The sequence below is a fragment of the Ruminococcus sp. CAG:57 genome, from assembly GCF_000435935.1.
Classification (GTDB): Bacteria; Bacillota; Clostridia; order Oscillospirales; family Ruminococcaceae; genus Hominimerdicola; species Hominimerdicola aceti.
Map to the genome: position 1 here is coordinate 1 of NZ_FR890777.1, position 13,403 is coordinate 13,403.

Here is a 13,403-nt window from a genome sequence, read left to right on the forward strand (position 1 = left end):
CAACTAAAAGCGATTTAGCCGATTCAGGCCAAATCGGCTGAGATTGTTCATCGGCTGTGAAGACCGTTGCTAACGATTGCACTTCGTCTATAGTTTTGTCGAGGTCCTCATTATTATCTCTTGCCTTTTTGTATTCATCAATGGCTTTTTGAAGCGGATTCCATAACGATGACATATTTGTATCACGCAGATTTAGGAACACTACTTTATAGCCGTTTTCCCTCAGCATAGCCGTGCAGTTTTCAGCTATCTCGCCTTTAGGGTCATTTATTACCATAGAGTGTTTAGCCTGTGACATTGCGATGTGCCTAATCATAGGCATAACGAACGTCTGACCTTTACCTGAACGAGTTGTACCAATAATTAAGCTGTGTATCGTTTCAGCGTCTATGTAGAACTTTCCGTTTTCCTTTGCAATGATGATTCCTGACTTTTTAGCCGACTTCATTTTATCACAATCAAACGAATATAAAACTTTTTCCATTTCTTTAGTATTCATAAAACGCTGCTTGCCCTTTATAGTTTTGTTTTCATTTTTGATACGCCAATGTGTTTCAGAACGCAGCGCAAGCATTATGCCTATGAAAAATGATATCATAATTACCATTGGTAACGGAAAATTATCTGTTGTAATAAAATACGTCCACTTCAAGCGGAAATATTCCACCGCTGTTATACCTTTATGCTTTGCATTTATGAACGTCAGGGATAGGTGAAAATAATTCAGGCACAAGTTTATTATAACATATATCAGACCACCAAAACCAAACGCCTTTAAAAGCCGTACCTTTATTCTGCTTTTATTCAGTTCATCAAAATCATTGTTCATTGTATTTCTCCTAATCTATTGAATAGCTATAGCCGTCCATTTCATTTACAATATTATTTTCATAGTCATATTCTTCCTGCAACTTCTTGATGTGAAAGTCATACTCGCTCATGAGTGACTTAACCGAATGCCAACATACATTCATGGCTCGTTTAGAACGAACCAAAGCTTGCTGTGCGCTGAAACTGCGGAATTTTCTCTTGTTGTTTTGCTTTCTCAGCCTTGCTTCTTCACGATTTACTGTAGTCTGAATTATCATTTTTGCAAATTCATTTCCTTTAGCCGCTGATTTTTCGAGATAATATAATCCCTTGTCACGACGTTCTGTCTTGAAGCAAAGCATACCATATGAACATTGTGCATATGGGTCATCGAAGTCAGCCGCTTTTTTCAGCCAACGTTCTGCCTTTTTCAAATCGTCCTTGTTGTTTGTTTCTTTATTCTTTTTTAGATACGCTTTTCCTAGCTTGTACATCGCATACACGTTGTTATCCTCTGCCGAACGAAGCAAATGTACCTCTGCCTTTTCGGTGTTGCCTATATCTTCATAATATTTACCCAATCGGTAGTTTGCTTTATCATAACAGCGACTGTCTTTTTTCTCTGCGATCTCGCTGAGTATCTTTATTCCATTATCAATGTTTTCTTTATCATCATAGTTATCAAGCAAAAGCTTTCCAAGCTGATAAGCAAATGTATCGTTCGATTTGCTATGCTTTTTCAGGCAGCTCTGAGCCTGAAGCAATTCATTTTTACTCAGATGTTCTTTGAACTCCTTGTATGCCATTTTTTCTTCTTTTTTAGATACGGCTTTTTCCATATCTGTAAAGTCACTTTCTTTGACATAATTTTTATCAAGTCTATATTGCAATTTTGCAAGTTCCTGCAGGAGCTTGTTTCCTGCTCGGTTATAAAAATCGTCAAGCTGATTATTTGAGTATTCAAAATAATCAGAGTTTTCGCCATAAAATCTTTTGTACTGTTCGTCTGCCATTTTCAACTTTTCAACGTATTCATCAAACTCTGCCTGAAGCTTTTCGTTACAGCTAATAATTTTATCAACACACATATCTATCCTGCGCTGATACGGACGAACTTTTACATTGTCATACTGCCACGCTGAATGTGGTGGTTTTGGTGGAAGGAGCTTCAACAGTTCTATCATTTCTTTGGACGCTACTATGGAAGAAGAAAACTCAGGTATGAGATTTTTACGCTTGAAAGCCGTAAGCTCAGGTGTCAGCTTTTTTGTCATAATTTCATTAGCAACTGTAGACTTCATTTTCTTAAATGCGTCCTGCTCTAAAAGGTCCTGCCCTTTACCTTTGTATGTTACTGTTCTATCCTCTAGGCGGTGATATTCAAGCAAAGTATAATGAACATGGATATTGTCTGTATCCTCATGAATAGCCGCATACCAATAAGTGTTTTCATTTTTTAGCTTGTTGCTTTTATCAATCAAGGAATTGATTCCTTTTCTTGCGATATCCATCAGCTTTGCTCGGTCAAGCACTTCACCTATCATCAGACCATTGTCGACTAGAAACTGATTATCGAATGACAGATAGCCCACATATTTCGGACAACCCTCAGATTTACTCTGACGCTCATAATCTCTGTAAGTATCCATTTGTTTTTCTGTGAGCATTGAGTAGTTCGTATCAAAGACGCCATTCTTATTCATGTAATCAATATAGTCTTTATTTACTGTTGCCTGCGACTTAAATGTTTTCTCTTTTTTCGGAAGAAATTTTCCGTCCCTGTTCATATAAGACATTCCGTCAAATCCTTTGGCTATTACCCACTTCTTACTCGTAGGCTGTATCATATCAAGATGAAAAACTACCGCAGGCGTTGTGTGCTTCTTTTTCAATGTATCACCCCTTTTTCTTCTTTTTTAGATACGCCGCCGTTAGCGGCGGTTTGCTTTGTCCACGGACAAACGTCGCATTCTTGCTTCGTAAGTTTCGCATGAGCCTTGCACTGCTTTGCTCACCGCTGCGCCCTCAACCATAGTATCCGCAGACGTGAAAGGAGCGTCCATGAAATTGCATTGAGAATTAACTCCGTCACGGACCTCATAACACATCTTATATATATCCTCAATACGATTATTGTACTTTGCCATTTGAATGCTGACCATTTGTATTTCTCTCAATAGATCGTCTTTGTCTTTTACTGAGTTTGCATTTGACCTGTCACCTTTTCCTGCACCAAAGTTTTCAGACATTGCGTCCTTTTTTATAAGCCCACGACGAACGCACTCTGCGTCTATCAGGTATCTTATACATTCACTCGCTGAATGTATTTCAAGGTCACTCATAAGCAGGCTGAGATTTCTCTCAGCGGTATCAGAAAACGAGAATGTTTTTAATTTTTTTGGCATTGAATTTGCACCTCCAACTATTGATTTTCAGGGGAACTTGAATGAATGAATTTTGCTCAGAACATGAACGAATAACCTCAAAGAGCATAAAGGAAGTGGGTACACTCCCTGTGTGAAAGCTCGGTAGTACCGAGCTTTAGGTGAACTTAAAATGGGGCTACTTATTCAGAAAGTTAAATAACTTAAATACCTCTTTTTAAGCAATGTTAAATAACTTAAATACTCCTTTTTCTGACAAATTAAATAACTTAAATAACTTTTTCACTTGAAAATTTCCACATTATAGGATAGACTATTTAACTTAAATAAGAAATTTCAGCTTAAAATCAGCAAAGTTAAATAACTTAAATAGCGTTTTCCCCCTAAAATCTCCTTGCAATATTTGTTATCTAAAAAAGCATGAAGATTTTTGTTCAAAAATCAACGCTTTTTTTGCTTTTCAGACAGCTCAATAAGAGTCAAAAGTTCGTTAGTTTTTAACGTATCATAGTCCACTTCATTGTATTCTGGAAGCATGAAAGTTTCTAGTGTTTCAGTTATTTTTCTAAGCTTTATGATAGTTACATACATATCCTTTATTACTTCTGTTGAAGTATCGTCAAGTTTCTTTATCTCATCTTTGACAATACTGCGGACAACATCAGGAAGAATATCAGATACAAAGCTGTCACTTGCTTCAACGTATTTTTCAATTATTTTGTTGACTAATTTGTTTCGTGACATTTCTTTTTCAGCCGCAATTTTATCGACTTTACTCATCAAATCACTAGACAAACGAATATCTGGCATAATTTTTTACACCACCTTATTCAACTTCTTCACTCTCAGACAAGCGAGTGAAATATTCATTTATGTTGCCATATTTTTTAAGAATTTTATCTGTCAGAGCATATTTTTTTATATTGAAATAATCAGGTACTATGTACATAAAAAAGCCTTGTTCATAGGAATATGGATTGAGTTCAAATGAAACCATAGTGTCAACTAGATTGCTCACTTCTTCTCCTGTCTGACTATAAGATTTAAGATATGAGTGCTTATTTTTCTTAAAAGTTATCTGTATTTTTGTATAAGATTTATCGAAAAACTGACACTCGATTATATCTTCATAACGCACGGTCAATACCTTTTTAGGCGTTGCCCCGACAGAATAATACGTCAGCACCATGTCATTCTCTGTAGCTTGTATCATGAGATTATGAGTGCCTATTTTCTTTGTTATCCCTTTAAGAAGTATCACTGTTGCGCATAAAAAAATCACTGCAACAAGTAATAAATATGTGTCGATAAAATTCAGAAACGGCAGACAGTAAAGGACTAAAAAAGCCATGCTAATGCCAAAGCACACGATAACTTTCTTTCGTGCGCCATTGGTATTTGTTGTTCTTTGCGCTACCATTTCTTTGAATCTTTCCATGTACTCAGGCGCAGGATACTGATAAATATATTCGTCATTCATTGTATTTCTCCTTTAATTTACTGTCACCATACAGCTTGCTGTTATGGCACTGTTGTCTGCAACACGGACAGTTATTATAGCCTTTCCACTGCTTATTCCATGCACATTTCCGTTGCTGTCTACCTCCGCAATATCAGGTCTGTTACTTTGCCAAATCACTGATTTATTCACAGCATTTGACGGACCTACAACTGCTTTAAGCTGTGCCGTTGAACCTACGTTTATCTTAACATCATTGTACTCATAGATTGTTTCTATCTTTAAAGAACGTGCTTTTATGACCGCTGTTGTAGTTGTTGCAGGCGGTTGATATGGTGGCTCTGTCTGTGCAGGCTCATCATGATAGTATGGCTGTGTTTCAGTATATGTATTGTCATTATGATAGTTATCGTTACCGCCACTTGGCTGTGCTTGTGTATCCTGCCAATCGTGATTATCTTGTGGATTTACGTCAACTTTTTTAGTCGATGTCACTGTAGATGTTGTGACCTTTTCAGTTTTCTTTTTGTCAGACTTGCTCTCTGATATACTATCTGTGGTTGATGAACTTTCACTGCGCTTATCCTCTTTTTTATCATTTTTCAAATCTGATTTAATATCCTTTTTGGCTTCTGTAGTTGTAATTTTTTCAGATGTACTATCTGTCTGTTCTTCAATAACAATGCTCATATCGTCCTGATTATCGTCCTTGCTGTCTATCACTCTGACGTCCTTTTTGTCAAACATAAAATACTGTTCTTTGACTATCTCATCATGGTGTTGCCCCTTTATTACATCACCAAATTCGTCAACTGTGTCAGGCTCGTCATAGGCAGCGATCGTACACTTTAACTCAATGTAGACGTAGTCATATCCCGAAGGAATATCGGATACTGTTATTATCTCTGTAAAGTCATTTTTCTGTGAAACAGTATACTTTTTCAGCATATCTTCTGTATGATATTTGCCATTGTCATCATAGTATCTCAGCGTGTAGTTGCTTATCTCAGGCTTTGAACTTATGCTCCCTGAATAGTTGCTTTCCTCTTTTGCCGACAATGCAAAGTAAAGCTCTTTTTTATCTTTAAGATACGTTGCATTTGATATTTTTATATGATAACTACCCATTGCAACTATGCTGTTGTAGTCTACAGTATGGCGCACATAGCGCATAGATTGCACCATAGGTATGATTATAATAACTGCCATAATAGCTATTGAAATGCTCAGAAATGCTATATAAATGGCGTTGTTTCGCTTAATCTTATCCATACTGTCACCACTTTCTCACGTTGTACTTGTCACCAAAACGCTTTGCGAGGTTTTTTACTAGCCTGTTTACTGTCAAATAAAGATACTCGCTATCTGTCAGTTTAAAGCCGAAATATTCAATGACTTCCCTTGTGAACGTTTCGATAAATTCTTGCGTTTTTTGCTCAGAACGATACATTTCATCAGCAAGATTTTGAGGACTCCAATTAAGAAGATACATTCGATTGAATATGCTGTCTACTATCTCGTCCCTGTCCTGAGAGTTACCTATGTACATAAGGTCACACTCTGTAGCAGCGTTCTTACAGTGTATCTTGTTTTTGCCTGAGCCTAGTGACAGCAACATTTCTCCTGCTTCAAAATTGTCCGTTGCATATAACTCAGACATAGTAAACTGACCAAAAATGTTATGAAGAATTTCAATACTATCAGATGATTGCTTGAGTAAGAATTTATACTGCACGAGCTGAAATATCTTCTTAACTGTATCCACACTTTCACCAGTGTCGGACGGCATAAAGTCAAGAATTGATTGTGTTGCATACCAAAGTCCTGCATCATATTTTCTTGAGCGACGCTCAAGTTTAAGGATAAAATCAGTACACAATGTGTTTTTGGTATTGATGAAACGATGAGCTTCATCGATAAGGCAGATAACTCTGCGGCGGTCAAGAAGATTTACAAGGTTATTGTTATGAGCAACGTTCTTGCAAACCTCAGACCACATCAACGAGAGTATATTGAAAAGCTGTGCGTTATACACACTCTCGTCCATTTCAGACAATGCTTTCACATTAAAAACTATAAGATTTGAATTGTTTATCTCAATGTTTGTATGCGAATCAAACATTGTTCCATATGCACCCGAAACAGATAATTCTTTCACGTACATAAGCAATGTTTTATACAAAGTTATCTCGTCTGCTGAGAGCGTTCCCGAAGAGATCTTTGACGTTATAACATCAACAACGTCAGAAAATATCGGAAAGTTTTCTGGCGAAAGAGAGTTTACATCAGTGTATTTTGTTATACCCTTTTTTTGATAAGTTTCTACAAGGGCAGTTCTAAAAGCTGTCATAACATCATAGGTCATTGTCGGAACGTATTGATACATGAAAGTGCATATTCGTGATATTTCAGATATAAAATTTGTTTCGATAGCACTTTCTTTGGAGAGGAGCTGTTGCTGTGTATCATCATCGTTTTCTTCATCAAGCTTGTTTTCGCTTTGCCAATCGATAACTGTCCTTATCTGCAGAGGGTTTATAAAGGCACGTCTATCCATTGTAATGACCTGACCGTCATACATCATAGCAAGGTCCTTATACTCACCCTCAATATCAATAGCGAAAACCTTGTTGCCGATTATAAGCTGATTTTGCACCATTAACTTAAGCGTTACAGACTTACCACCGCCCTTTACTCCACAAAGTATCATATCATATGACGAGCGGTATCTGTTACGCAGAAACGAGTCAAGAAAGACAAGTCCGTTTGTCTGCGTGTAGCCCATAAACAATCCATTATCATCAATGTGTTCCTGATAATAAAACGGAAATTCTTTGGCGTATGTATCATAGATAGGCATTGGCGTTTGAATATTATTGCCCTCAACAATAAGTCTTGTAAACTCGGTAAACATCTGATTTTCAGGGACGTAAGAACGTAGTCCATTGTTTGTAGCCAACTCTTTCTGCACTACTGCAACACGCTTTTTCAATGCTGACAGGTCTTTATTGAAGATATAAAAACGCAGTGTCATATACACCATGTTTTCAGCACCATTCACTACTGAATTATATATCTCTTGTATCTTTGCAAGTTCTGTCTGAGTATCAATGTTATCAGCCATGCCGAGCCTAATTGCCCAACGAGAGTTAAGCTCGTCCATTGATTGCTTCAACTGTTCCTGAACATCATCACGAGCAGCGGTACACACGTCCCACATAGATACTATGTCACTATATTTCTGTGATACAAGCCGTGTTAAAGCAAGTGGAGCAAGCAATGCAGGAAAACTTTTTATGACAACTGATGTCACATATGTGTTGTTCACCTTAAAATAATTCTGACCGAATTTTACTGTGTCGGGCAGAACATAAGCATTGATATTTTGATAATCAATATCACGATTTTCACAGTCCGAAAAGCTTAAAAGCGTTCTCATAAAGCTTATTGTTGTGTCAAAATTGCACAGAGCCATAGATGTATCAGAAAACGCATTGCAGTATTGCTCTACCGCTGCATAAAGCGTATCAATATCGTTTGCATAAACAAACATATATGCAAGATTACTGCGGTGAGTTCTCTCCAGATCATCTATTTGTCGGAGCTTCTTATCGAGCATTGCCCTTGTAAATGGGTGCTGTGTTTGCGTTTTTTTGTATTCCAAGAACTCACGTTGCCTTGAAAGGTCAGGTTTCTTGTGACTGAAAATATATTTATGTGGCAAGTCCAAAAGCTGAGTTGCACTACCGAAAGCATTAAACGCTGATATTTTATCGTCATTGGAATAGTGCATGATATCAATGCCGTAAATAGCCACAACAGACATATACTTTCCAATGTTATTATGCTTTAACCTGAACACATAGTTAGCCGCAAGATTTGTTCTTCCACCGCCAACTGTTGCTAGATCCTGCTCTGTCAAGCGGAATGAATTGAAATCTAAGTATGTACAAAGGCAATTCTTTGCATTCATTTTTACACGCTTATTTTTCCTTTTTTCTTTTCTTAGCTTCACGCTTGTCCTCCTCCTTTTTCAGATAATCAGCACAATCCACATTTCCTGAGCCGTAGTATGTTTTTTTCTGAGCTAAAAACCTCAGAAAGTCGAGCAAGCTTCCTCCAAAGCTCTTGCGAGGGTCTGAGGGAGAGCCTGCCGTACATATCATAAATATGACTAAACAGAACACCACAAATACATATCTCAACGAGCCAAACGCCATTCCTATGACCATTGAAGAAAAGAAAACAGCTATTATGCCCAAAAAGCGATACTTTGTCAGATATTTTGTCAACATGACCTTTGATTTTGTGGTTTTCGGTACTAAGCCTGCCCTAATATCATCATTCATTTACTCTTCCCCTTTCTAAGTAACAAAGGGCAAGCATTACGCCTGCCCCGATTTATTTTCTTTTATTTTCATCACGCATTGCTTTCTCAGCAAATGTTGGCTGTGTTTTTTCTGCTGCTATAGCTGTATCTGCATAACTTATTGTATTGCTCTCTGCATGATACTGCCTATCTGCAAATGTTTGAGTATTATAGCTACCTGAATTAACAGCTTGTGCTGATGAAGCACTTGTATCAGTGCCAAAGCTTCCACCCGAAGTGCTTATGCTAGGTGTAACTGCACTAGCTGTTTGTGAGCCATCCATGCCTGCGTTAGAGCTGTCCGAGCCAAAAGAGCCTTGCGCCACAGCATTTTCAGATGAACTATTATCGATGTTTGACGAAAATTCACCGCTTTCACCTTGCTCACCCTGTTTGCCATTTTCACCTTGCAAGCCGTCTTTACCATTAAGTCCGTCTATTCCGTTTGTGCCGTCTTTTCCGTCCTTACCACTTGTACCTACACCAAGTTTTTCACCCATTCCCATTGCCTTGCCTGATAAATTTTGTCCTGCACTTTTAGCCACTTCTCCGATAGGTTTGTTAGCAACTTCTCCTGCTTTACCGCCTACGGCTGTGCCATTAGCAGCTGCGCCCATAACGCCATTATTACTTCCAAAGCCGCCTACCATACCGCTGACACCGCCTGCGACAGCTCCGCCAACAGCACCGACAGCACCACGCATTCCTTTTTCGGCTTTATTGTCACTATTTTTAGTATTTGCCATTGAAGCTTTCGCACCATTAATGCCACCTGAAATAGCTCCACCGATACTGCCTGCAACTGCACCGCCTGCTTTTGAAATTCCCTTGCCTGCTATATGACCTAGAGTGTGTCCTGCGCCTGAAGCTATCTGTCCTGCGGAACGCAGACCCATAATAGTTGATACGCCTGACTTAACGCCTGCGTCAATACCAAGAAGATGTACCACAAGGTCAGGTCCGTCAATTACAAATTTACAGCCTGCAACGGTTATGAAAATAACAGCTATTGGGTTTGATAACAGTGATGAGTCCTGAATTTCAGTAAGTATCAGGATATATAAACGCAAATCTAGTACAACTATTATCACAGACAGAAAGCAATTAAGCAAATTCAGTATGACCTTTTTTAGCCGTCCTGCGCCACCCATATCTGTTGCCACAACTATTGGTGCTACTATCTGTGCAAACATTATGTCGTACAACAAGGACGCAAGTTTCAGTCCTGCAAAGATAAGACACACTGCCGTTATTACAAGCATGAAAAGCCCCCATAGAAAATTAACACGATAGAAGTGATTTTTTTCCGTTAAGTGACCGACAGAAACATATTGCCACATTTTATCAAACTGTGCTGACATATCTCCGTCACTAAAATCGGACGCTTCTTTTAATTGTTCAAAACTACCGCCACTATGATGTTCAAATCCATTATCCGCAAAATCTTCGATATTGGAAATGTTAAGTATTTGAATAGCACTCATTGTGTTTCCGTAGAAGTCTAACTCTCTAAATGCGCCTTTACTCAACCTGTTTATAGCTTCCTCAAAAGTATCGGAGTCTTGGCAATACATTATCATGGAAGCCACTTGACTAGCTTGTATATTTATGCCACGATTTTGAAGTTCGTGGGCAGCATTTTCCGCTGCTTCACGAATTAAGTAACATTCAAATGAAGCTTGATAATATGGAGCTTGTGAGGTTATAACGTAATAATCTGTTGAATGTCTGTTATCTCCCTCTCCTCGTGTTATTGTTATTTTATATGCGTTATCATCATCTTCTTCCGTATCAGAATTGTCTTGTACTCCAGCGTTAGCCTGCGCCCATGCGACACGCTGTTGCCAAAAAGCATAGTCATCGACAAGGTCTAACAGTTCAAGTTTATGCTCAAAGGTCAAATCATCAAATCTGTATGTAGGAGTCACATCATAATGGTCTGCTGTTGTAACTGTCCTATATTGCGTTTTTGAAGGATCTAAACCTAGATTAATATTCATTGAGTACACAGTGTTAGGATTTACACCAAATGACGATACTTGACTTTGTTTTACCAATTTATTTTGATTTATGCTGCTATTCACGTTGTAAATATTGCTTGCGAGAATATACTCACCTATCGTCCTATTTGTTGCAGTATCTTTTGTTGTATTATCCTTTGCAAACTGCACACCGACAGTTTTAAGGTCACTAAATGATGAAACGAGTATCGGCAATGCGATAAGGAAAAACAGTGACGTCAAGATATTTCGTACATAGTCTGTTATGTGTATCTTGTCTGCATTGACGATGATAAGTATTCCTATAAGCACCACTGTCATTCCTGCCAACGCCCACGCTATAGGGTATATAATAGTATCTATGTTAAATACGTCTTTTATAACGTTGTAAAGATTAAAATTCAGCACCTGATCCACAGCTTCTGAAATGTAATCCACAACATATGCAAGCCATTTCAGCAACGTATACTCAACATTCTGTACCATTTCTCCGTGCCAAGTTTTCTTGACGATTATCTCCTGCACTTCAGGCAGAAGTGTACGAGGGTCAGCCGCAAATGCAAGTATGCTCAATGACATTGTGCTTATAAGCAGTGTTATGAATACAGAAAACGCATATTTTTTCGTTTTTGATACTCTCATTATATTCTGACTCCTCCTGTACGTTCGATATAAAAATCGAAGTTAAAAAAATCACCATTGTATAACCTTTCTCTCATAATTATCCGTCCTTTCTGATTCTAATGCACTGTATGCACCGCTATAGGCTCAAAGCTTAAGACCCATAGCGGTACATACAATATGTACCGTTCGCTCCGCTTATTTGATAAAAAGCATACCGCTCGTTGTTGCTGACTGAAAATCCTGAATGAGTTTAGGACCAAAGCCGAGTATTGCTAAGCCTCCAAGTATTCCTATAAATACACCTTTTGTTTTGCTCATACCGCCATTGCCACCGCCAATAAGCATGATACCTGCGATTATAACTGCAAGAACTGATATGGCATAGCCAATATACTTAGCAGTGTCACCCAAGTCATTGATCCACTTGAGCAGACCAGACAGGTCAGCAAGGACTACAGCCGCCTTGCCATTGTCATTCACATCAATAGCGTCTGCACTTGCGGATACAGCGTTCATCAACATCATTGACAATGCGGCAACTGATGATGAGAGCGTTGCACCAATTTTCTTCATCTTCTTGTTTTTCATAGAAAATCACTCCTTGAATTTTTTGTATCAGCGTGACCGCTGAGTTGTATTTGTAACAGCAACTTCTTCACTGTTATCAACTGTTCTCTGTTCTGTAGCTTTCTCCGCTACAGTTAAATATCTGACAAGTGTTTCATTGTAGTCCTTGCCCAATTTAGGAACGTGAACTGTAATGCTATACCTGTCAGCATACTTCTGATTTACTTTTGCGATTCCATTTCGCCCTGCTTCGTCATTATCTAAGCAAAGCACAATGTTTTTTATTTCAGGATATCTTTGCAGGTATGATTGCAATGCAACGTCTGATGTTCCCGACAAAGACAGCCTGTTTTGCTTTTTCCAAACATCATAATCAGGTTTTTGCCCCAATCGTTCAGCCCTTTTCTTTTCAGATATGACATACATCGTTGCATGACTTAGCAAGTCAACTGGAGCTTCAAAGACATAAACAGTATCTTTGTTACTCTCAGGTGTCAAATAAGTCAGATTGAAACTGTACTCTTTTTGACTTCCACTTACATTTTTGGGCTTGCGCTTATAAAAGGTATTCGTTACCTTGCTCTCGGCAAACTTTGCTTCATTCTTATCATCAAAACCCACAAACACAACATTTTTGTATTGGTCCTGATATATGTAACTATTTTTAATACAATAGCTGACTATATGAGGGTCTATCATTCGTGTTTTCGTGAGATAAGCGGCAGCGTTTCTATACGTTTCGCTTTTGGGTGGCAAATGAAATTCTTTTGGCTCATCCTTTATTTCAGGAGCTTTCACAAACTCCGTCTTAATATTTCCTGACAAGTCTATAATGGTTTCAAATGCTTCTTGAACGCCCATACCATCAATTTTCATAAGCCAATCAATGCAATTAAGCCCTTTAAGATTTTGCGAATTCCAATACCAACGTTGCCTGTCACCCTGAATTATAAGGCTATCATGCTCTTTGCATTGATATACAGAGCCTGCTTTTATAAAGGTAAAACCCTCTTTTCGGGATAGAAAGTCAAGCATATCCGTTTGCCGTGCGTCTGCCATTTCTTCAGGAGAATAGCGTATGAATTTCTTGCCCGAACCTATGTACTCACGCCGTATTGCCATTGAGTTTATCCCCCTTTTTAGAATATAAAGCAGAATTTTTAAGCCTTGCCAACTCAATTATCGACTTT

General features: G+C 38.3%; 11 protein-coding genes. All 11 read right to left on the bottom strand.

The features are described 5' to 3' along the window. Positions 1 to 829, bottom strand: an 829-nt coding sequence (locus tag QVO88_RS09895; protein ID WP_288177978.1) for a type IV secretory system conjugative DNA transfer family protein, incomplete at its 3' end; no start/stop codon positions are given. A gap of 10 nt (positions 830 to 839) precedes the next feature. Next, positions 840 to 2,702 carry a relaxase MobL gene (gene mobL, locus QVO88_RS09900; protein WP_022288320.1) on the bottom strand — a complete coding sequence of 621 codons (1,863 nt, stop codon included), beginning with the start codon at positions 2,700 to 2,702 and terminating at the stop codon, positions 840 to 842. Between the two features lie 39 nt (positions 2,703 to 2,741). Then, positions 2,742 to 3,215, bottom strand: a complete 474-nt coding sequence (locus QVO88_RS09905; RefSeq protein ID WP_022288321.1) for a hypothetical protein — start codon at positions 3,213 to 3,215, stop codon at positions 2,742 to 2,744. A 420-nt stretch (positions 3,216 to 3,635) separates the two neighbouring features. Then, positions 3,636 to 4,004: a hypothetical protein gene (locus QVO88_RS09910; RefSeq protein ID WP_022288322.1), complete on the bottom strand. Its 369-nt coding sequence runs from the start codon at positions 4,002 to 4,004 to the stop codon at positions 3,636 to 3,638. 16 nt (positions 4,005 to 4,020) lie between these two features. Next, positions 4,021 to 4,674 carry a hypothetical protein gene (locus QVO88_RS09915; protein ID WP_022288323.1) on the bottom strand — a complete coding sequence of 218 codons (654 nt, stop codon included), beginning with the start codon at positions 4,672 to 4,674 and terminating at the stop codon, positions 4,021 to 4,023. Between the two features lie 12 nt (positions 4,675 to 4,686). After that, positions 4,687 to 5,925, bottom strand: coding sequence for an Ig-like domain-containing protein (locus QVO88_RS09920; RefSeq protein WP_022288324.1), 1,239 nt, complete (start codon positions 5,923 to 5,925; stop codon positions 4,687 to 4,689). A gap of 4 nt (positions 5,926 to 5,929) precedes the next feature. Further along, the gene (locus tag QVO88_RS09925) at positions 5,930 to 8,668 is read right to left on the bottom strand and encodes a VirB4 family type IV secretion system protein (protein WP_022288325.1); all 2,739 of its coding nucleotides are present in this window, start codon (positions 8,666 to 8,668) and stop codon (positions 5,930 to 5,932) included. Continuing rightward, positions 8,637 to 9,002, bottom strand: a complete 366-nt coding sequence (locus tag QVO88_RS09930; RefSeq protein ID WP_022288326.1) for a hypothetical protein — start codon at positions 9,000 to 9,002, stop codon at positions 8,637 to 8,639. Before QVO88_RS09930 ends, QVO88_RS09925 begins: the two co-directional genes overlap by 32 nt. A 52-nt stretch (positions 9,003 to 9,054) precedes the next feature. Beyond that, on the bottom strand, positions 9,055 to 11,664 hold the full coding sequence (locus tag QVO88_RS09935) for a collagen-like protein (RefSeq protein ID WP_022288327.1): 2,610 nt from the start codon (positions 11,662 to 11,664) through the stop codon (positions 9,055 to 9,057). Between the two features lie 177 nt (positions 11,665 to 11,841). Continuing rightward, complete coding sequence (locus QVO88_RS09940) at positions 11,842 to 12,234, bottom strand: hypothetical protein (RefSeq protein WP_022288328.1); 393 nt, start codon at positions 12,232 to 12,234, stop codon at positions 11,842 to 11,844. A 27-nt stretch (positions 12,235 to 12,261) separates the two neighbouring features. Further along, the gene (locus QVO88_RS09945) at positions 12,262 to 13,248 is read right to left on the bottom strand and encodes a DUF3991 and TOPRIM domain-containing protein (protein ID WP_288177979.1); all 987 of its coding nucleotides are present in this window, start codon (positions 13,246 to 13,248) and stop codon (positions 12,262 to 12,264) included. Between the last annotated feature and the right edge of the window lie 155 nt (positions 13,249 to 13,403).

What these genes read in the sequence shown, in the direction of transcription:
- QVO88_RS09905 (WP_022288321.1), bottom strand. Translation starts at nt 3,215, where the DNA reads ATGCCAAAAAAATTAAAAACATTCTCGTTTTCTGATACCGCTGAGAGA.
- QVO88_RS09920 (WP_022288324.1), bottom strand. Translation starts at nt 5,925, where the DNA reads ATGGATAAGATTAAGCGAAACAACGCCATTTATATAGCATTTCTGAGC.
- QVO88_RS09915 (WP_022288323.1), bottom strand. Translation starts at nt 4,674, where the DNA reads ATGAATGACGAATATATTTATCAGTATCCTGCGCCTGAGTACATGGAA.
- QVO88_RS09935 (WP_022288327.1), bottom strand. Translation starts at nt 11,664, where the DNA reads ATGAGAGTATCAAAAACGAAAAAATATGCGTTTTCTGTATTCATAACA.
- QVO88_RS09930 (WP_022288326.1), bottom strand. Translation starts at nt 9,002, where the DNA reads ATGAATGATGATATTAGGGCAGGCTTAGTACCGAAAACCACAAAATCA.
- QVO88_RS09945 (WP_288177979.1), bottom strand. Translation starts at nt 13,248, where the DNA reads ATGCTTGACTTTCTATCCCGAAAAGAGGGTTTTACCTTTATAAAAGCA.
- QVO88_RS09910 (WP_022288322.1), bottom strand. Translation starts at nt 4,004, where the DNA reads ATGCCAGATATTCGTTTGTCTAGTGATTTGATGAGTAAAGTCGATAAA.
- QVO88_RS09940 (WP_022288328.1), bottom strand. Translation starts at nt 12,234, where the DNA reads ATGAAAAACAAGAAGATGAAGAAAATTGGTGCAACGCTCTCATCATCA.